Annotated in this window: 23 protein-coding genes; 18 read left to right on the top strand and 5 right to left on the bottom strand. The window is 39.2% G+C overall.

Going from position 1 to position 18,253, the window contains the following annotated elements; genetic code table 11:
* Window positions 1–137 precede the first annotated feature (137 nt).
* Window positions 138–524 (bottom strand): hypothetical protein, encoded by a 387-nt coding sequence (locus FFM63_RS05465; RefSeq protein ID WP_246033291.1) that lies wholly within the window; start codon window positions 522–524, stop codon window positions 138–140.
* A 344-nt stretch (window positions 525–868) separates the two neighbouring features.
* Here FFM63_RS05465 and FFM63_RS05460 point away from each other — a divergent pair, with 344 nt between their 5' ends.
* Window positions 869–2,035: a pyridoxal phosphate-dependent aminotransferase gene (locus tag FFM63_RS05460; protein ID WP_137609314.1), complete on the top strand. Its 1,167-nt coding sequence runs from the start codon at window positions 869–871 to the stop codon at window positions 2,033–2,035.
* Window positions 2,036–2,072: 37 nt separating this feature from the next.
* Here the strand turns inward: FFM63_RS05460 and FFM63_RS05455 are convergent, their stop codons facing one another.
* Window positions 2,073–2,273 carry a DUF4649 family protein gene (locus tag FFM63_RS05455; protein ID WP_137609313.1) on the bottom strand — a complete coding sequence of 67 codons (201 nt, stop codon included), beginning with the start codon at window positions 2,271–2,273 and terminating at the stop codon, window positions 2,073–2,075.
* A gap of 234 nt (window positions 2,274–2,507) precedes the next feature.
* On the opposite strand from FFM63_RS05455, the gene FFM63_RS05450 reads away from it, so the two are divergent.
* Window positions 2,508–3,380 (top strand): phosphate ABC transporter substrate-binding protein PstS family protein, encoded by an 873-nt coding sequence (locus FFM63_RS05450; protein WP_137609312.1) that lies wholly within the window; start codon window positions 2,508–2,510, stop codon window positions 3,378–3,380.
* Between the two features lie 91 nt (window positions 3,381–3,471).
* Here FFM63_RS05450 and FFM63_RS05445 read toward each other — a convergent pair whose 3' ends face one another.
* Window positions 3,472–5,208 carry a sensor histidine kinase gene (locus FFM63_RS05445; RefSeq protein WP_137609311.1) on the bottom strand — a complete coding sequence of 579 codons (1,737 nt, stop codon included), beginning with the start codon at window positions 5,206–5,208 and terminating at the stop codon, window positions 3,472–3,474.
* The gene (locus FFM63_RS05440) at window positions 5,205–5,900 is read right to left on the bottom strand and encodes a response regulator transcription factor (RefSeq protein ID WP_137609310.1); all 696 of its coding nucleotides are present in this window, start codon (window positions 5,898–5,900) and stop codon (window positions 5,205–5,207) included. The genes FFM63_RS05445 and FFM63_RS05440 overlap by 4 nt, the downstream gene beginning before the upstream one ends.
* A gap of 141 nt (window positions 5,901–6,041) precedes the next feature.
* Here FFM63_RS05440 and FFM63_RS05435 point away from each other — a divergent pair, with 141 nt between their 5' ends.
* The 10 genes from FFM63_RS05435 to FFM63_RS05390 all read left to right on the top strand — a co-directional run bounded on the left by FFM63_RS05435 (window position 6,042) and on the right by FFM63_RS05390 (window position 13,643).
* The gene (locus FFM63_RS05435; protein ID WP_137609309.1) at window positions 6,042–6,503 is read left to right on the top strand and encodes a 2-thiouracil desulfurase family protein; all 462 of its coding nucleotides are present in this window, start codon (window positions 6,042–6,044) and stop codon (window positions 6,501–6,503) included.
* Window positions 6,503–6,841: a putative DNA-binding protein gene (locus tag FFM63_RS05430; RefSeq protein WP_137609308.1), complete on the top strand. Its 339-nt coding sequence runs from the start codon at window positions 6,503–6,505 to the stop codon at window positions 6,839–6,841. The genes FFM63_RS05435 and FFM63_RS05430 overlap by 1 nt, the downstream gene beginning before the upstream one ends.
* 16 nt (window positions 6,842–6,857) lie before the next feature.
* A complete protein-coding gene (gene ffh, locus FFM63_RS05425; protein ID WP_137609307.1) occupies window positions 6,858–8,273 on the top strand; it encodes a signal recognition particle protein in 1,416 nt (471 codons plus the stop codon).
* A gap of 182 nt (window positions 8,274–8,455) precedes the next feature.
* The gene (locus FFM63_RS05420; RefSeq protein WP_137609306.1) at window positions 8,456–9,715 is read left to right on the top strand and encodes a DUF6287 domain-containing protein; all 1,260 of its coding nucleotides are present in this window, start codon (window positions 8,456–8,458) and stop codon (window positions 9,713–9,715) included.
* Between the two features lie 33 nt (window positions 9,716–9,748).
* Complete coding sequence (locus tag FFM63_RS05415; protein ID WP_137609305.1) at window positions 9,749–10,315, top strand: DNA-3-methyladenine glycosylase I; 567 nt, start codon at window positions 9,749–9,751, stop codon at window positions 10,313–10,315.
* Between the two features lie 113 nt (window positions 10,316–10,428).
* Window positions 10,429–10,941: a dihydrofolate reductase family protein gene (locus FFM63_RS05410; protein WP_137609304.1), complete on the top strand. Its 513-nt coding sequence runs from the start codon at window positions 10,429–10,431 to the stop codon at window positions 10,939–10,941.
* 240 nt (window positions 10,942–11,181) lie between these two features.
* Entirely contained in the window at window positions 11,182–11,619 is a 438-nt protein-coding gene (locus tag FFM63_RS05405) for a MarR family winged helix-turn-helix transcriptional regulator (RefSeq protein WP_137609303.1), read from the top strand.
* Window positions 11,606–12,445, top strand: a complete 840-nt coding sequence (locus FFM63_RS05400) for an alpha/beta fold hydrolase (protein WP_137609302.1) — start codon at window positions 11,606–11,608, stop codon at window positions 12,443–12,445. Before FFM63_RS05405 ends, FFM63_RS05400 begins: the two co-directional genes overlap by 14 nt.
* Window positions 12,446–12,470: 25 nt before the next feature.
* A complete protein-coding gene (gene murI / locus FFM63_RS05395) occupies window positions 12,471–13,235 on the top strand; it encodes a glutamate racemase (protein ID WP_137609301.1) in 765 nt (254 codons plus the stop codon).
* A 15-nt stretch (window positions 13,236–13,250) separates the two neighbouring features.
* Complete coding sequence (locus FFM63_RS05390) at window positions 13,251–13,643, top strand: tautomerase family protein (RefSeq protein ID WP_137609300.1); 393 nt, start codon at window positions 13,251–13,253, stop codon at window positions 13,641–13,643.
* 137 nt (window positions 13,644–13,780) lie between these two features.
* Here FFM63_RS05390 and FFM63_RS05385 read toward each other — a convergent pair whose 3' ends face one another.
* A complete protein-coding gene (locus tag FFM63_RS05385; RefSeq protein ID WP_137609299.1) occupies window positions 13,781–14,335 on the bottom strand; it encodes an NADPH-dependent FMN reductase in 555 nt (184 codons plus the stop codon).
* A 184-nt stretch (window positions 14,336–14,519) separates the two neighbouring features.
* On the opposite strand from FFM63_RS05385, the gene rpsP reads away from it, so the two are divergent.
* The 6 genes from rpsP (at window position 14,520) to rplS (ending at window position 17,944) form a co-directional block, all read left to right on the top strand.
* Window positions 14,520–14,795 carry a 30S ribosomal protein S16 gene (gene rpsP, locus FFM63_RS05380; protein ID WP_137609298.1) on the top strand — a complete coding sequence of 92 codons (276 nt, stop codon included), beginning with the start codon at window positions 14,520–14,522 and terminating at the stop codon, window positions 14,793–14,795.
* Window positions 14,796–14,806: 11 nt separating this feature from the next.
* Complete coding sequence (locus FFM63_RS05375) at window positions 14,807–15,052, top strand: KH domain-containing protein (RefSeq protein WP_137609297.1); 246 nt, start codon at window positions 14,807–14,809, stop codon at window positions 15,050–15,052.
* 79 nt (window positions 15,053–15,131) lie between these two features.
* Window positions 15,132–15,968 carry a hypothetical protein gene (locus tag FFM63_RS05370; RefSeq protein WP_137609296.1) on the top strand — a complete coding sequence of 279 codons (837 nt, stop codon included), beginning with the start codon at window positions 15,132–15,134 and terminating at the stop codon, window positions 15,966–15,968.
* A gap of 23 nt (window positions 15,969–15,991) precedes the next feature.
* Window positions 15,992–16,516, top strand: a complete 525-nt coding sequence (rimM, locus tag FFM63_RS05365; protein WP_137609295.1) for a ribosome maturation factor RimM — start codon at window positions 15,992–15,994, stop codon at window positions 16,514–16,516.
* Window positions 16,503–17,243, top strand: a complete 741-nt coding sequence (gene trmD / locus FFM63_RS05360) for a tRNA (guanosine(37)-N1)-methyltransferase TrmD (protein ID WP_137609294.1) — start codon at window positions 16,503–16,505, stop codon at window positions 17,241–17,243. Before rimM ends, trmD begins: the two co-directional genes overlap by 14 nt.
* Before the next feature lie 353 nt (window positions 17,244–17,596).
* Complete coding sequence (rplS, locus tag FFM63_RS05355; RefSeq protein WP_137609293.1) at window positions 17,597–17,944, top strand: 50S ribosomal protein L19; 348 nt, start codon at window positions 17,597–17,599, stop codon at window positions 17,942–17,944.
* Window positions 17,945–18,253 lie beyond the last annotated feature (309 nt).

Below are 18,253 nucleotides of genomic sequence, written 5' to 3'. Positions count from 1 at the left end.
TATGTAAATACAACAGGCACACCCCAAAAATAGAAACAGGAGTCAAGTCGTCAAAGGCATTTACAAATACTCGAAAAAAGCTTCGGATCGTTGAAATGATCCGAAGCTTTTTAGTTCTGACTCAAGTGATGGGGCAGTCAATTTTTACTTCCTTTATCGATTGAAAAAGCGTTTTCTTTTTGGAGAACATGCGCCCAAAAAATACCAGTCAACTGGGCGAACAGGAAAAGGATGATCAATGGGACTGCAGCCACAAAAGGTGAGGAAGAATGATACCAATCAACTATCGGACTTTCTAACAGGATCAATACACAACTCAATAAGATATTGATGAGATTGCCTAGGATCAATAAAGGCAGCCGCCGAATTTTTTTTGCATAGAAACCTATGGTCACAGTAAATATTAAAAATAAAAAAATACCTATAAGGGAATCGAAAAGATAATCGATCGCCAACGAAAGATGCATATACGGAATGAAATAAAAGACAAATGGTAATAGTGAAATTATTTTCTTATGCATCATAAACCTCCTCCAATAGAACGCCTCTAAGGTTATTTTATGATTGATAAATGGTCAATTCAATCAAAATTTCAAAAACAATGATAATAATTAAAGTTATTTTATGCTGCTATCAACAAACCGTTATCTGTTTAGAGTTAAATTTTTTTATTAGCAGAGCAACTCTTAGCATTCAAAAAGGAAAGGCACGTTAGATTCGTTGTTTACTGAAGATCAAGTATTCGCTAGAGTTATTCAAATGAACGCTAAATACGGCTAAAACTTTATCAATCATGACCAAACAAAGCAATATTTGCACTTTACTATCTGAATAATTGTGATAATATGATTAGAAATGGAGGGGTTATATGAATAAAGTGCAAGATCGATTTAACAAAAATGTGTATGAAATCGCCGTCTCATTGATTCGTCAATTTGATGAGAAAGTTTCTGGAATTCCTAATATGTTAAAGCTGACATTAGGCGAGCCGGACTTTAATACCCCTGAACACATCAAAGAAGCAGGGCAACAGGCGATCAAAGATAATTTTAGTCATTATACAGGTATGTCTGGGTTGATCGATGTTCGAAAAGCCGCGAGCTGTTTTTTATCTGAAAAATATACAGTCAACTATCAGCCGGAAACGGAAGTATTAGTGACTGTTGGAGCAACTGAGGCGTTATCTGCCAGCTTGTTGGCGATTTTAGAAGCGGGAGACAAAGTTTTACTTCCGGCACCGACTTATCCGGGGTATGAACCGTTGATTTTATTAGCAGGCGCTGAACCCGTCTATATCGATACACGGGAGACAGATTTTATTTTAACACCAGAGCAGATCGATCAGGCAATGGCAGAGCATGGGGACAAGGTCAAAGCCATCATCATTACATCGCCGTCAAATCCAACTGGAGTAGCTTATAATGAAGCAGAGGTTTCTGCGTTGAGCGAAACATTGAAAAAATATCCAATCTTTGTGATCAGTGATGAAATTTATAGTGAATTGAATTATGAAGCAAAACATGTTTCGTTTGGGAAATATTTACGAGAACAAACGATTTTGATTAACGGTTTGTCAAAATCTCATGCGATGACAGGGTGGAGGATCGGTTTCATTTTTGCGCCGGCAGAATTAGTTGAACAAATCATCAAAGTTCATCAATACTTAGTGACAGCTGCCTCGACGATTTCACAAAAAGCGGCAGTTCGAGCATTGGTCCAAGGGATCTCTGATGCGGAAGTCATGCGGGAAGAATACCGTGAACGTCGGGATTTTGTGTATCAGTCTATGACAAAACTAGGCTTTGAAGTAGCTCGTCCTTCAGGCGCATTCTATATCTTCGCTAAGATCCCAGCAGGTCAAGAACAAGATTCAATGAAATTCTGTATTGATTTAGCTGAGAAAAATCAGCTGGCACTTATTCCAGGAATTGCTTTTGGTCCAGAAGGTGAAGGCTACGTCAGACTCAGCTACGCCGCATCAATGGATAACTTAGTTGAAGCAATGAAACGTTTGACCGACTATCTAAACAAATAAAAAAATGGATCAAATCGAAAAGATTTGATCCATTTTTTTATTTGTTCAAGTGATTGAATAATCCGCTGATTGTTTTATCTTGCAAAGCGATCTCTTTGTCTTCGATCGTTACTTTTACTACATGATAATAGTCAGGTAAATCAGGAACTTCTTTTAGTTGAGCGGCTAGAAAATCATTGGCACTAGGATAGTTCACTATTTTTTCTGAGTTATTTGCTTCATAGGTAATGACTAGCATAGTTTTCACTTCTCTCATAGCTGTTTTTTAAGCTAACATTATTGTACATCAAAACTAATAAAAAGTAAGGAGATTTGTCTTTACCAAATATTTACAGTTCTTTACGGATCATTTACACGAACGCGACTAGATATTTACTTTCGATTGATAAAGTAATGATGTACTAAGGAAAAGGAATACAGCGAAGTTTTTCAACAGGTATTCTAAAGAAATTTATTAGTGGGAGTGTATACGATGAAGAAAATTATTTTGGCATTAGCTTTTTCAGGAATTATCCTGGCGGGCTGCGGTGCAGGAAATGCAGCAAAAGATTCCGATTCAACAAAAGAGAATTCTGTAAAAATTACAGCAGTAGGTTCGACAGCCTTGCAGCCGTTAGTTGATGCAGCGCAAGAAAGCTATACGCAAAATCACCCAAACGTTCAGATCTCTGTTCAAGGCGGCGGAAGTGGGACGGGTCTGAGCCAAGTCGAAAATGGTTCGGTAGAAATCGGAAATTCAGATGTTTTTGCTGAGGAAAAAGAAGGTGTCGACGCGAGTAAATTAGTCGACCATAAAGTCGCGGTGGTCGGTTTTGTTCCGGTTGTCAATAAGGACGTCGGAGTAAAAAATATTACGAAACAGCAACTGATCGATATTTTCACCGGCAAACTCAAAAACTGGAAAGAACTTGACGGAAAAGACGAAGCAATTCAAGTGATTAATCGAGCTTCCGGCAGCGGAACCCGCGCTTCTTTTGAAAAATGGGGATTAGACGGGAAAGAATCTATTCAGTCGCAAGAACAAGATTCTTCAGGAACCGTTAAAAAAATCGTGGCCCAAACGCCAGGAGCTATCAGTTATTTGGCTTTATCCTATGTTGATGACAGTCTGCAAGCACTGCAACTTGACGGAGTAACAGCCAATGCTAAAAGCATTACGACAAACGAATGGCCGATTTGGTCCTATGAACATATGTATACAAAAGGCGAACCAGAAAAAGCCTTAGCAGACTTTTTGAAATACATGACTAGTGACGAAGTACAATCTGGTCCGGTCAAAGAATTGGGTTATTTGCCGATAACATCCATGAAAGTCGAACGTGCCGCAGATGGTACTATAAAATAATTTTTGATGGAGTAATTGAAGAAAAGAATCCTTTCCCCAAAAAACAAAAAAGCTGACCTCAATTTTCATTAGAAAGTTGAAGTCAGTTTTTTTAATTATTTGGCAAGGTCACTGTAAAGGTTGAGCCAAGTTTTGGGTGGCTCTCGACTTCGACTGTTCCGCCAAGAATCTCACTGTATTCTTTGACGATAGCCAGCCCTAGACCGGTTCCGCCTGAGTGGCGAGCACGAGCCTTATCCACCCGATAAAAACGTTCAAAGATCCGTTTTTGATCGCTTTTTGACATGCCGATACCATGATCGGTCACCGTGATGACTAATTGATCCGTCAGGCGATAGCGCAATTCGATCTGACTTTTTTCTGCTGAATATTGGATCGCGTTTTCCAGTAGATTTTTAATGATCGGCTGGAAAAAAGTTAAGCGCGTTTGATAGAAACAATTTTTTGCGCCGTCGATCGTAATCAGAATCTGTTTGTTTTTCAGCAAATGCTGATACAAATCGATCTGTTGTTGGAAAAAGTAGTTCAACTCGAGTGCTTGACGGTCTTCGGCTAGATCGCTGCCATCTTTTGATAGTTCAATAATATCTTGAATCAGTCGCTGCAAACGTTTGGCATCATTTTGCATGATCGTCAAAAATTCTTCAGTTAGATCTGGATCCTCTTTGGCACCATCTAATAAAGTTTCCGTAAAGCCTAATAAAGAAGTTACAGGAGTTTTCAATTCATGTGAGACATTTCCTACAAAATCCCGCTGAATTTTTTCTAAGCGGCGGACATGCGTCAAATCATAGACTGTTCCCATCACTTGATCGCCTTTAAGCTCATTTTCAATGTAGCGCAAGCGAATATCTAAGTTCATCGAATCAGGCAGTTTGGCTGAAATTTCTTGATGGACTTGATTTTTATCAACTAAAATTTGTTGGATCAGCTGGATAAATTTATTGTCTTGGATGACTTGCCAATAATAGTGTTGACTAGCGCCGCCGATTTGCAGCAATTCTTCCATAGCCGGATTGATCATAATGAAACGGCCTTCGGTGTCGATAATGAAGACCCCGATAGTCAATTCATGAAAGAGCGTCGAAAACTGTTCCTCAGTCGATGTGTAAGCAGCATAAGTCTCATTCAACTGCTCACTGATTTGATTGACGGTAACATAGAGCTCTTGCCATTGCGAGGAGTTCTGCATGACATAGTTGCTTTTTTCTGGTTCGGTCAACATCCGTTGCAAAACGGGTAAAACGGTCTCAATCGGCCGGTTCCGCTGATAAGTTAGATAACAGATAATCAGATAAATAAAGGCATAAAACAATAGCAAAATAGTAAAAATCGTTCGCTGAAAGTTTTGGGTCTTTGATTGAAAAGCAGACGTTCTTTTAGCGACTCGTAAGATACCGACGATCTCATCGCCAGAGCGGATTGGCTGAGCCGTGTAGAGCAATTCTGCCTTCAAAGTAGTACTGTAACGCACTGAAGAGCCAACATCATTTTTATTTAAAACAAATTTTACTTCTGGTCGATTTTCACGCGTACCAGAGAGATTCGGCTCGGTGCTGTCAAAAATAATTTTTCCTTGTGTATTCAGCAAGGTGATCCGATCTTGCGCTTCATTTGCAAAGTCTTCGATCACGACTTTATTTTTATTGGAATCAAGCGAATCTAAGTCTAGTTGCTGAATGACTAATTCGCCATTGCTAGTCAAAAATTCCTCTTGCAATTCCAATAGTTCTTTCGTGAAAAAATGATTGGCCAACTTCCAACTGCCTAAAAACAGTAGACAGACGAGCAGAAAAGGGACAAGGTAGTCTAAGTGTTTTCGTTTCATTTAGCCGGCACCTGAAACTTATAACCAAAGCCGCGAACTGTTTGCAAATATTGCGGATGTTTAGGATCAATTTCGATTTTTTCTCGTAAGTGGGAGACGTGAACATCAACGATCCGACTTTGACCAGAAAAATCATATTGCCAAATCCGATCCAGCAAAGTATCGCGATCAATGACGCGTTTTTGCCGTTTCATGAAGTAGACAAGCAGTTCAAATTCCTTTGGTGTCAGATCGATTTTGTCATCACGAATGAAAACTTGGTAATTGGCTAAGTCTGCTTTGATCTCGCCAGCAGTCAAAAAGTCATGTTCAACCGTTTCTTGTCTAGGCTCTACTCGGCGAAAAATAGCTTTCATTCGAGCTAGAACTTCCCGCGGAGAAAATGGTTTAGTCAAGTAATCATCGGCTCCGATCTCTAAACCTAAAATACGGTCGATCGTATCATCTTTAGCTGTGAGCATCAGAATCGGTGTATCGATTTTTTCTTGGCGCAATTTTTTTGCGATCTCCAAACCGTCCATTGATGGCAACATCACATCTAAAATAATAAAATCAAATTTTTCATTTAAGGCCAGCTCATAGCCTTCTTTGCCATCTTCAGCAGTAGTGACGGCGTAGCCTTCTTTTTCTAAATTGAAACTCAATAACTTGATGATCGAAAGCTCATCGTCTACGACTAATACACGTTTCATATGGATCTCCTCTCTAGTGGAAGGAATTAATTTTTCTTGTTAAGAACATTTATGAAAGACTATTTCCATACCTTAATAAATGGTATAATGGGAAGGCAGTTTTGTCACCTATTTTCTATTAATTTGATAGGAGAAGTAACCATGCTGGGAATTAGTGCCTGTTTAGGCGGTGTCGCGTGTCGGTACGACGGCGGCTCAAATGAGATTGCGGCGCTGAAAAATTTAGTTGAAACAAATCAGGCGCTGATGATTTGCCCCGAAGATTTAGGCGGCTTACCTACACCGCGTCCTCCTGCTGAGATTCAAGGCGGCGACGGTTTTGATGTTTGGCAAGGCAAAGCAAAAGTTTGCGATCAAGAAGGCAATGATTTGACGGATGCTTTTAAACAAGGCGCAATCAAAGCGTTTAAAGAAATGCAGAAATTACAGATTACAGGTCTTATTTTAAAAGAAAGAAGCCCTTCTTGCGGCAGTAATCTGATCTATGATGGCAGTTTTTCCGGTACTCGGATCAAAGGCGTCGGTGTCGCAACGGCTTATTTCATCCAACAAGGATTACCCGTTTATTCTGAAGAAAATTGGCAAGAAATGAGGATGGCGTAATGGAAATCGAGAAAACCAACCGTATGAATGCGTTGTTTGAATTTTATGCAACGTTGCTGACTGAAAAGCAAATGAACTATATGGAGTTATATTATGCCGATGATTTTTCTTTAGGCGAGATTGCTGAGGAATATCAGGTGAGTCGTCAGGCAGTTTATGATAATATCAAAAGAACAGAAAAAATCTTAGAAGATTATGAGCGCAAGCTACATTTATTTTCGGATTATATCGTGCGGGAAGAGCAGCTGGATAAATTAGAATTGTATGTCACTGAGCATTATCCCAAGGATGAGTTTTTGGCCGCTACGATCACTGGCTTACAAGATTTAGATGAATAGAAAGGAAATATAATCAATGGCATTTGAAAGTTTAACGCAGCGTTTGCAAGCTGCGATGGGAAAGTTACGTAAAAAAGGAAAAATCACAGAATCAGATATCACTGAAATGATGCGTGAGATCCGTTTGGCTTTACTTGAAGCCGATGTCAACTTACAAGTGGTGAAACAATTCACCAAAGAAGTCCGTAGCCGGGCAGTCGGAGCAGAAGTTTTAGAAAGCCTGTCTCCAGCTCAACAAATCGTAAAAATCGTTGATGAAGAATTAACAAAGACCTTAGGAACAGAAGCGGTCGGAATTGAAAAATCACCAAAGATCCCAACAGTTATCATGATGGCTGGTTTGCAAGGGGCTGGTAAAACAACGTTTGCCGGAAAACTTGCCAATCAGTTGATCAAAAATGAAAAAGCTCGTCCGTTAATGATTGCAGCCGATGTGTATCGTCCAGCGGCTATCGACCAATTAAAAGTTTTAGGACAACAACTAAATGTTCCTGTTTTTGATTTAGGGACTGAAGTCAGCCCAGTTGAAATCGTTCGTCAAGGGATGGAACAAGCTCGAGAAAATAAAAATGATTATGTCTTGATCGATACGGCTGGTCGTTTGCACATCGACGAAGCGTTGATGGAAGAGCTGAAACAGATCAAAGAAATCGCACAACCAAATGAAATTCTTTTAGTTGTCGATGCGATGACAGGGCAAGATGCAGTCAACGTAGCACAGAGTTTTAATGAACAGTTAGGAATCACCGGGGTCGTTATCACTAAATTAGACGGCGATACTCGTGGTGGTGCGGCATTGTCAATTCGGGCCGTCACAGGGGCGCCAATCAAATTTGTCGGATCGGGTGAGAAACTAACAGATTTAGAAGTCTTCCATCCAGATCGGATGTCTAGTCGGATCTTAGGTATGGGCGATATGCTGACATTGATCGAAAAAGCGCAACAAGATTACGATGAGAAAAAAGCTGAAGAACTTGCACGTAAAATGAAAGAAAATAGCTTTGATTTCAATGATTTTATCGAACAATTAGATCAAGTGATGGGCATGGGCCCAATCGAAGATCTATTAAAAATGATTCCCGGCATGAGTCAAATGCCTGGGATTGAAAATGTCAAAGTCGATCCTAAAGATGTTGAACGTAAAAAAGCAATGGTTTATTCAATGACACCGGCAGAACGAGAAGATCCAGATTTATTGAATCCTAGTCGCCGCCGTCGGATCGCTGCCGGTTCAGGGAACTCTATCGTCGAAGTCAATCGCATGATCAAACAGTTCAAAGAGTCCCGTAAAATGATGCAGCAAATGAGCAAGGGCAGTATGCCAGCTGGAATGGATCAAATGTTTGGTTCAGGGATCAAAGGTAAAATGGGCAAGATGGCTATGAACCGGATGGTCAAGAAAAGCAAAAAGAAGAAAAAGAAACGCAAATAGCATAAATCGATGAAAAAGCTGGGCAGATTTTACTGTCTAGCTTTTTTTATTTTATACAAAATTCATGCCTAGTTAGCCAGTCAATCGATCTTTTGAGTGCTATACTAACGGTAGTTGATTGCAGCGACTGTTGCAATCATGGAGTAATGGGGTTAAGAAATAATTATTTTGGGGGTTATCAAATGAAAACAAAAAAGATTATCGCTTCACTATTTATCGTATTTTTCTTATTAGCAGGATGTTCGAATAAGGCTGCAGAAGAAACGACAACGGATAAAACAGAAAGTTCAACAGTTGAAAAAGTTTCTGATTCATCTAGCGCTGAAAAGAAGCAGTCGCCTAAAAAGAAGAAAATAGCATTAGCGGGAACTTATTATACGAATGAAGGCACTACAGCCACCGTCGAGCAACTGAGTGATCAAGAGTGGAAAATCACGTATCAAGTTTCAGAAGGAGAAATGACCGCAACATTTATTCCCGATTGGCAGTCAAAAGGTGCCGACTATCAATCAAAAACACAGATGTCAAAATCTGACGGGGATTCAGGATTCAAGATCGACATTGCAGCAACTGCATCGGGTGAGATCACGTTAACGATGAGTGACGGCGATCCAGATCATCAGATGATATTCAGTAATCAGAAACCTAAAGTGACAGCAGACCCAGTTTTACAAGGGGATCTTTCATCTTTTGAAGGTAGCTATTCAAATGATACGACTGAAAAAGCAATCGCAGAATCTGGTTTTACTTTAAATGGGTACACTCCAACGAATTATTATCAAAATGAGACGACCGTTTTCCCAGGTATTTCTAAAAGCGGGGAAGATTGGATCTATTGGGCAGGCTCAAGTCACGCGCATTATAAAATGAATAAAAATCAACTACCTAAAAAGACTAACGGGTATTATGAAGTATCTTTCTTAGGAACAAACGCGATCGCCATTGAAGGCAAAGAATTAGTTTTGACACTTGTTCCTAGTGGTGTATCAGGACCTGACGGCAAGACAAGTGACGAAAATCGCATCTTTTATGATTCCGATGATCAGGAAAGTCTGCGTGAATACCATGACGAATGGTGGAAAGCGTATCAATCTAAACAAACAGAAACAGACCTTGATGTCGAAGCAATTCTTACTGGCGACTTTGCGACATTAGCTGGTACTTGGAAAAACGGAGCAGGTCGAACACTAACGATAAATGCAGATGGAACAACGGATAATCAAGAAAAAATTGTCGCTCAAAGATCCGAACCTGCTGAAGATGGAATTTCTTATGTAAGTATCATGCCTATTAATGGAGGTGGAGGCGCCGCAATCGCTCTATATAAAATTGGTGCGACAAATCCTGAAGGTGATCAATCTGATACGACAAGACCGAGAATCATCATCACGCAAAATAGCGGAAGTTTCCCAGCAGAGGAATATTATTATCGTCAAGACTAAGTGAGTATGTTTAGAAAAGAAGGAGGAATGCAGATGGAACGTTGTCAATGGGCTGGAAGCAACGAAAAGATGCAATACTATCATGATACTGTTTGGGGCGTGCCGGAATACGATGATCAGCGACTTTTTCGGAAGTTAGTCTTAGACATGAATCAAGCCGGATTAAGCTGGCAGACGATTCTGAATAAAATGACTAATTTTGATTTGGCGTATGAACAATTTGATATTGAAAAAGTTGCACAGTTTGATACTGCAAAGGTTGAAGCCTTGATGCAAGACGCAGGAATCATTCGTAACCGCCGAAAAATTGAAGCAGCGATCAACAATGCACAAAAGATTATTGAAATGCAGACAGCCGGGCTAAGTTTCGCTGATTATTTGTGGGGCTTCACCGATCACCAAGTAATAGATAATAAAATCAGTACGGCGAAAGATGTACCTACCAAAACAGCATTATCCGATCAGATTGCTAAAGATCTCAAAAAACGCGGATTTAAATTTGTCGGTAGCACGACGATCTATGCCTTTTTACAGGCCGTTGGAATCGTCAATGATCATGAGCAAGATTGTTTTCGTTACGCAGAATTGACTAAGAAATAGCGGCCGTTAGTTATCTTTATTTTTCAGCAGTAAAATTATCAAAAGATAAGGCAAAAAAATTGGTGTTAGCGGATTAACTTGATAAACTGTTGGAAAAGAAAGAGGTGTGTCCAATGGCAAGAGCAGTTTTTTATGGTGCAATGAGTTTAGATGGCTATTTGGCAGATAAAGAGGACCGTTTAGAATGGTTGTATCAGCAAGAAGGCGGAGATCAGTTTCCCTTTGATTTGTTTTATCAATCGATCGATTACACAATGATGGGACGGCGAAGCTACGAAGTCGTTAAACGAGATGCACAGTTAGAAGTCATCAATCCTGGAAAAGAAAATTTTGTCTTTAGTCATTCCGCAATCAAAGTCGATGACAATATGCAAGTGATCAATGAAGATCCTGTCGAATTCATAAAGAAACTGCCTGCAGATAAAACGATTTGGGTCGTTGGAGGCGGATCATTATTGCGACCTGTGATTGAAGCAGGACTGATCGATGAATGGTGGATTCAGATCGTTCCGATTTTATTAGGAGAAGGTGTCCCGCTATTCTTGCCGCAATCCAATCAACAAAAATTTCAATTACTTGAAACTGAGCAGATTGGTCAATTCGCTCAGCTGCATTTGAAAAAATAAAAAAAGAGTTTGTGATAAAAGTAAGCAGTTTAAAAAAAATAGGCCGGAATTTTTGGGAATTGCTTTTCCAATTTTTCTGAAATCTCGGCTTATTTCTGAAGCTGCTAGAATACTGTTTATTTGGAAAAACGGGGCTGACAAATTTTTGTCAGCCCTTTTTGAGGACATAAAATTTTATTATCCAGTAATTATTTGTTTTCGGTATATAGTGTATGTACACTATATTTTAGGGAGGCTTATATGCATCAATTTTATGAAAGATGTGCGTATTTTACCGCGGCACGTTATATGAGAGCAGTCGATAAGCTAACAATTGATATTTTTAAACCGACAGGGATGGCTCCAGCTTACTCGTATATAATGTTCTATTTGGAAGATTATGGAGAGGTCTCAATTACTGACGTAGCGGCTGGTTTGGGATACGAACGCACAACTGTTTCGAGACTAGTTAATAAATTAGAAAAAGAACAACTAGTTTATTTTAATTACCATGGAAGAAAATCAATGGTTTTGGTCAGTGATAAAGGAAAGCAATTTTTAATTTCAGCGAATCAGTGTTTAGATGAATTGAAAAAAACAACGGACGATCTGCTTGGAGAAACTAAGAAAGAAATGACCGATCTGTTGACGATAAATTATCAAAAATTAGAAGGGAAGTATGAAGATGATCAGTTATAATACTATCAGAGTTGAAAATTTAGATATTTTTTATCGAGAAGCTGGGAGAAAAGACAAACCTACAATGTTATTGCTTCACGGTTTTCCTTCAGCAAGTCATATGTTTCGTGATCTGATTCCGAAATTGAGTGATGATTTTCACTTGATTGCGCCCGACTACCCGGGCTTTGGTCAATCTGAAGCTCCAAATAGAAATGATTTTAGTTACACATTTAAGCATCTAACAGAAATCATCGAACAATTTATTGAGAAATTAGCGATCAATCAATTTTATCTGTATGTATTTGATTACGGAGCACCGATTGGATTTAGAATCGCTAGTGAACATCCTGAAAAGATTTTAGGAATCGTCAGCCAGAATGGAAACATCTATCAAGAAGGTCTTGGAGAGAAGTGGGCATCAAGAAAAGACTTTTGGGAAAATCCAACTCGTGAAAAAAGAGATAGTTATCGAACCGCTTTTTCAGCGGAAACGATCATTGGACAATATACTTTTGGTACAAGAAAAAATACAGTCTCTCCTGACGGTTATACTTTAGATATTGCCTATACTGCAACTGAAGAGTATGCAGAGCGCCAATTAGATTTGATTTTCGATTATCAAAATAATATTAAGGCGTATCCTGAATTTCAAAAATATGTCCGAGAACAGGCACCAAAACTATTAGCTGTATGGGGAAAGAATGATCCATCGTTTGTCCCATTAGGAGCGGAAGCATTTAAAAAGGATAATCCTAATACAGAAGTTGCCCTCCTAGATACAGGGCATTTTGCATTGGAGACACATGCGGCGGTCATAGCTGAACTGATCAAAGAATTTTTTTAGAATTTAAATAAAGAAGGAAAAAATTATGAATAGTCAAGCAATCGGTGTATTCGATTCAGGTGTTGGCGGAATCAGTACACTAAAGAAATTAAGTCAATTATTACCAAATGAACGATTTATCTTTTACGGAGATTCGCTTCACGCGCCTTATGGCGATAAAACTCCAGTTGAAGTTTATAAGTTATCCAAAGCTATCATCGAATATTTTATTACTAAAAACGTGAAAGCAGTTGTCATAGCTTGCAACACCGCGACAAGTGCGGCAAAAGAAAGATTAGTAACAGAATGTCCGCAGCTGCCGATTATTGGAATCGAGCCTGCATTAAAAGAAGCAATTGATAATGAGGAACACAATATTTTGGTTATGGGAACGAAGCTGACAATGACATTGCCTAAATATCAGAAAATGGTCAGTAACTATGGACATACACATAATATTTATTCTGTCGCTTGTCCCGGCTTAGCGGAGTACGTCGAATCTGGTATGACAGATCAACGATTACTAGCTGAGCTACTGGATAAATTTTTGAGTGAGTATCAAACGAAAAAAATAGAAAGTATTGTTCTAGGTTGTACACACTATCCATTTTTAGAAAATGACATCAGAAATTATTTCTCTGGAAAACTTCAATTTCATAATGGTTATGAAGGCGTAGCTAACCACTTGAAAAATTTATTACAAAAGAAAAATCAATTAACTCCGGCAAACGTACAAGGAAAAGTGATATTCTCAGGCAGCAAACAAGAAGAATTGCCTTATTATCAACAATTATTTGATTCTTTAACTTAGAAAGGATGAAGCAAAATGCCATTGGTGAAAATTGACATGATCAAAGGAAGAAGTAATGAAGAAATTAAAGAAATTTTGGATATTTCCTATGAAGTTATGTTAGAAGCATTCGAAGCGCCAAAAGGCGATCGGTATCAGATAGTGACCCAACATGAACCTTATGAGATGCAGATCCAAGACACTGGTTTAGGGATCGAACGAACAGATGAAATAATTGTTTTTTCTTTAACTACTAGATACAGAACAGAAGAACAAAAGAAATTGTTTTATAAAAAGCTAGTGACTCGGCTGCACGAAAGTATCGGTATTAGAGTCGAAGATATCATGATCAATCTGGTTACGAATTCAGATGCAGATTGGAGTTTTTTCTCAGGAAATGCGCAATTTTTAAATGGCGAGTTGAAGTAGAACTACGTAAATGACAAAAGTGGCTATAGTTCTAGACGTTAAGCTCAGCCTTAGAAGAACCTGTTGATTTTGAATTACTTGGCTGTAAAGTGAACCAGAAAAAAATACTTGCCCGCGGACAAGTATTTTTTAATTGATTATTTAGTTAATTTATTGAAGAATTCAATGTATTTATCTGTGATTGTTTTGAAAAATTTCACTGTGCCATCGGCGATGTGGCCATCGTTATCCACTAAGTTCATGATCCCACCGATATATGCTTCGGGCTGTTGTAAGGTTGGAACGTCTAAGAATACTAGTGACTGACGTAAAGCGTGATTAGCGCCAAATCCGCCAGGTCCGCCGGGAGATACAGTTACAACTAAACCAGGTTTGCCGCCCCAAACACTGCTGCCCATTGGACGAGAACCGACATCTAAGGCATTTTTCAATGCGGCTGGAACCGAACGATTGTATTCCGGCGATACGAAGAAGAGACCATCGACTTCACTGACATCTTTACGAAAACGTGCCCAAGCTTCAGGGATAGAACCTTCTACTTCAAGATCCTCATTATAAAAGGGAAGATCATCAAATTTGATGAATTTAGCTTCAAAACCTTCAGGTAACAGCTCTGCCAATTGTTTAGCCACGATTTTGTTGTAAGAATCTTTACGAAGACTGCCGACTAAGATACCGATTTTTTTTGTCATTATAATTCCTCCGCTTCCTATTACTTTTGTTAACCTATAGTTACATCTTACGGAAAATGAGTAAGCGGTGCAAAGGATACGCTTTAAAAGAAAAATAGTACTGTAAAGAAAAAACTCTTTACAGCTAAATCAAAGCGTGTTAAACTACATCTTGTGATTAATTATATGGAGGTGTAGTTATACAATGGCAGTTAAAATTCGCTTGAAACGTATGGGTTCTAAAAAGAGACCTTTCTACCGTATCGTTGTTGCTGATTCTCGTTCTCCTCGTGATGGACGTTTTATCGAAACTGTGGGTACTTACAATCCTTTGAAAAACCCTGCAGAAGTCGTATTAAAAGAAGAAAATGTTTTAGACTGGTTACAAAAAGGTGCACAACCTTCTGATACAGTTCGTAACATTCTTTCTAAAGAAGGCATCATGCAAAAACACCACGACGCTAAATTCGCTAAGAAATAAGGTGATCAGTTATGCAAGATTTAACGAACCTTGTGTTGACGATTGTTCATCCTTTGGTGACAAACCCTGCAGAAGTGAAGTTAGAGATTGAAGAATCTAATGATTTTTTGGAGTACAACTTAACTGTTGCACCTGAAGACATCGGCAGAATCATCGGAAAACAAGGCCGAGTAGCAAAAGCGATCCGTACGATCGTGTATAGTGTTCGGACTGATGGACCGAAAAAAGTTCGTCTCAACATCGTGGATGGTAAATAAAGTGAGAACACTCGAGTCGATTTGATTCGAGTGTTTTTTCGTCAAAAATACGTTAGACTATAGATGGAGGTGTTCCATCATGAAAAAATATTTGTTGTTGTTTAGCGCGGTATTTGTATTCGCTGCCTGTAACTCAGGAAATAGCAATTCACAAGATAGCACCGCAGAATCGACTGTTGCGACAAAGATAAGTTCGAAGACAAGTACATCGAGTTCAACGGAAAATTCAAGTTCCAGCACAGATTCATCCACTATAGCTAACACTAACACACAAAATAGTTCAACAAAAACCAATTCATCGCATGAAAATCATGCATTATCGGCGATGGAAGAATTGCAAGCCAACTATCCGAATGACAAGTTTCCTGATCCAACAACAATCAGCAGCGGAAACCCAATTGGTATCACTGTTTCTGAAGCGCAGCAAACACTGACCATCAATTATTATGAAGCGGGAGAAGCCGTACCGTTAAATGATCCGTCATTAAATGGTCAAACACCAGTCGCTCAATTTCAGCGCAAAATTTTTAACTCAAGCGCAGCGGCACAAAATGAAGTTGGACAAACCTATGATCCAAATGGCCAACAAGTCGATCTCGGATATAATATCACGGGCTATCAGAGCGCTGGTGCGGGATCTAGTTTTTTGATGTGGCAAGAAGGCAATTGGAGCCTAGCTGTGCAAGCCAATAATCTTGAGCAGGAGAATCCCGTTCCGTTAGCCAAGCAAACCGTTGAATATTTGGAGCAAGCTTTTCTGCCAGTCCCGCATGATGCTGGACAAATTTCTTTACGAGTAGCTACAGGTGATTATCAATCAAACAGGGTGGTTTGGCAAGACAATCAAACCATGTATACAATTATGAATGCTGATTCGATGAGCAGTTTAAAAATGGCTGTCTCAATGGCAAACTAGCCTAAGCAGAAAGAGGAAAATAAGTGACTAATTACTATAAAGTCGGAAAAATCGTTAATACGCATGGAATACGCGGTGAAGTTCGAGTGATTTCTACTACTGATTTTACGGAAGAACGTTACCAAGTTGGAGAACAGCTGCTTTTATTCCGTGACAAACAAGAAGTTCTTCCTTTGACGATCGCAAGTTATCGCAGACACAAAAATTTTGATTTGCTCAGTTTTGAAGGCTATCCCAATATCAATGATGTTGAAGCCTTTCGCGACGGCGTCTTGAAGATTTCAGAAAAACAATTGGGTGAATTAGACGAACATGAGTATTATTATCATGAGATCATTGGTCTGACAGTAATTGACGAAGAAGATAAGGAAATCGGCAAAATCACCGAAATTTTATCGCCTGGAGCCAATGATGTCTGGGTTGTAAAACGCAAAGGACAAAAAGATGCTTTATTGCCATATATTGAATCTGTAGTCAAAGCTGTCGATTTGACCGCAGGCACAGTTCGCGTTGAAATTCCGGAAGGATTGTTAGATGATGCGGATTGATGTCTTGACGCTTTTTCCTAAAATGATCGAAGGCCCATTAGGAGAATCGATCATCGGAAAAGCAGTAGAAAAAGAATTATTAGAAATCAACGTTCATGATTTCCGGCAATATTCTGATAACAAACATAAACAAGTCGATGATTACCCTTATGGCGGTGGCGCTGGAATGTTGTTAAAAGTTCAACCAATCCATGATAATCTGCAAGTGATTGAAGCTGAAACGGCCAATCAAAAAAAGCGCGTGATTTTACTCGATCCGGCTGGGAAACCTTTCGATCAAAAAATGGCAGAGGAATTTTCGCAAGAAGAACAATTGATCTTTATTTGCGGCCATTACGAAGGCTATGACGAACGAATTCGTTCACTAGTAACCGATGAAGTTTCTTTAGGAGACTATGTTTTGACCGGCGGCGAACTTGGCGCGATGGTAATGATTGATGCAACGGTGCGGTTATTGCCAGACGTTTTAGGCAACCAAACGTCCGCCAAAACAGATTCTCATTCGACGGGTCTATTAGAACATCCGCAATACACCCGCCCCGCAGAATTTGAGGGGATGGGTGTACCAGAAGTCCTGATGAATGGCAACCATCGTTTGATTGAAGAATGGCAATTAAAAGAATCACTGCGCCGGACTTATTTGCGTCGCCCAGACATGTTAGAAAAATTAGAATTGACACCAGAAATGATGAAATTTCTAGCTGAGATCAAACAAGAAGAACAATAAGAAGTTGTGCTAGCAGTATACAGCTTCAAGAATAAGCAGAGAGTTCATAAAAATTGCTGCTCAAATTTTTATGGAATTTTGGCCCATTTCCAAAGAGGTTGGAACACTATTTACTCGGAAAAAGGACTGTGACAAGACTTTTGTCACAGTTCTTTTTGATGAAAGTAAATTGAAGTGAACATTCAGCAGCAAAATAGATCTGGATCAAAGCAAAATATTTCTGACAAGAATTTTATCTTTACAGATATATATTCCTCTGTTAGAATATTCAAGTGAGTGTAAAACTCATCTATTACGATAATCCGCTGGGGTGATAGACCCTAAGATTGTTTGGAAATTAGGAGAATGATAAAATGAATCCATTAATCGAAGCTTTAACTCAAGAACAATTACGTACGGATATCCCAGCATTCCGTCCTGGGGACACTGTTCGCGTTCACGCGAAAGTTGTCGAAGGAACTCGCGAACGTATCCAGTTATTCGAAGGCGTAGTTATCAAACGTCGCGGAGCTGGCATCAGCGAGACTTATACTGTACGTAAAATCTCTAACGGTGTTGGTGTGGAACGTACATACCCATTACACACTCCACGTGTTGCAAAAATCGAAGTAGTTCGTTACGGTAAAGTACGTCGTGCAAAACTTTACTACCTACGTGCATTACACGGAAAAGCAGCTCGTATCAAAGAAATTCGTCGTTAATCGATTGTTATCCGATGAAGCAAAGCCCTTGTCTATCAAGGGCTTTTTCTTTTTGAGTTGTTTTTTTATTTGAAGAAAAATAGCATTGATAAACTCTTCAGAAAACGAAAAGGGCAAAAAAGAGGCAAGATCTTACAATTTCTCCAAGTTTTCCTTCAAACGTTTCTTTGTATTTTTCGTTACGTGAGTATATATTTTTTCGGTTATGTCGCTATGTTCATGACCAACACGATCTTGGATAACCTAGAGTAGTACGCCAAGTTCAGCAAGTTTTGAAATATGGGTATGACGAAATATAGGTGAGCTGAG

Origin of the sequence: Enterococcus pingfangensis, from assembly GCF_005405205.1 — a bacterium.
Classification (GTDB): Bacteria; Bacillota; Bacilli; order Lactobacillales; family Enterococcaceae; genus Enterococcus_A; species Enterococcus_A pingfangensis.
The sequence above is the reverse complement of the archived record's forward strand: the minus strand, read 5'-3'. Positions and strand labels throughout refer to the sequence as shown.

Coding starts and splice junctions, on each gene's coding strand:
- FFM63_RS05465 (WP_246033291.1), bottom strand. CDS start 524: ATGATGCATAAGAAAATAATTTCACTATTACCATTTGTCTTTTATTTC.
- FFM63_RS05460 (WP_137609314.1), top strand. CDS start 869: ATGAATAAAGTGCAAGATCGATTTAACAAAAATGTGTATGAAATCGCC.
- FFM63_RS05455 (WP_137609313.1), bottom strand. CDS start 2,273: ATGCTAGTCATTACCTATGAAGCAAATAACTCAGAAAAAATAGTGAAC.
- FFM63_RS05450 (WP_137609312.1), top strand. CDS start 2,508: ATGAAGAAAATTATTTTGGCATTAGCTTTTTCAGGAATTATCCTGGCG.
- FFM63_RS05445 (WP_137609311.1), bottom strand. CDS start 5,208: ATGAAACGAAAACACTTAGACTACCTTGTCCCTTTTCTGCTCGTCTGT.
- FFM63_RS05440 (WP_137609310.1), bottom strand. CDS start 5,900: ATGAAACGTGTATTAGTCGTAGACGATGAGCTTTCGATCATCAAGTTA.
- FFM63_RS05435 (WP_137609309.1), top strand. CDS start 6,042: ATGCTGGGAATTAGTGCCTGTTTAGGCGGTGTCGCGTGTCGGTACGAC.
- FFM63_RS05430 (WP_137609308.1), top strand. CDS start 6,503: ATGGAAATCGAGAAAACCAACCGTATGAATGCGTTGTTTGAATTTTAT.
- ffh (WP_137609307.1), top strand. CDS start 6,858: ATGGCATTTGAAAGTTTAACGCAGCGTTTGCAAGCTGCGATGGGAAAG.
- FFM63_RS05420 (WP_137609306.1), top strand. CDS start 8,456: ATGAAAACAAAAAAGATTATCGCTTCACTATTTATCGTATTTTTCTTA.
- FFM63_RS05415 (WP_137609305.1), top strand. CDS start 9,749: ATGGAACGTTGTCAATGGGCTGGAAGCAACGAAAAGATGCAATACTAT.
- FFM63_RS05410 (WP_137609304.1), top strand. CDS start 10,429: ATGGCAAGAGCAGTTTTTTATGGTGCAATGAGTTTAGATGGCTATTTG.
- FFM63_RS05405 (WP_137609303.1), top strand. CDS start 11,182: ATGCATCAATTTTATGAAAGATGTGCGTATTTTACCGCGGCACGTTAT.
- FFM63_RS05400 (WP_137609302.1), top strand. CDS start 11,606: ATGATCAGTTATAATACTATCAGAGTTGAAAATTTAGATATTTTTTAT.
- murI (WP_137609301.1), top strand. CDS start 12,471: ATGAATAGTCAAGCAATCGGTGTATTCGATTCAGGTGTTGGCGGAATC.
- FFM63_RS05390 (WP_137609300.1), top strand. CDS start 13,251: ATGCCATTGGTGAAAATTGACATGATCAAAGGAAGAAGTAATGAAGAA.
- FFM63_RS05385 (WP_137609299.1), bottom strand. CDS start 14,335: ATGACAAAAAAAATCGGTATCTTAGTCGGCAGTCTTCGTAAAGATTCT.
- rpsP (WP_137609298.1), top strand. CDS start 14,520: ATGGCAGTTAAAATTCGCTTGAAACGTATGGGTTCTAAAAAGAGACCT.
- FFM63_RS05375 (WP_137609297.1), top strand. CDS start 14,807: ATGCAAGATTTAACGAACCTTGTGTTGACGATTGTTCATCCTTTGGTG.
- FFM63_RS05370 (WP_137609296.1), top strand. CDS start 15,132: ATGAAAAAATATTTGTTGTTGTTTAGCGCGGTATTTGTATTCGCTGCC.
- trmD (WP_137609294.1), top strand. CDS start 16,503: ATGATGCGGATTGATGTCTTGACGCTTTTTCCTAAAATGATCGAAGGC.
- rplS (WP_137609293.1), top strand. CDS start 17,597: ATGAATCCATTAATCGAAGCTTTAACTCAAGAACAATTACGTACGGAT.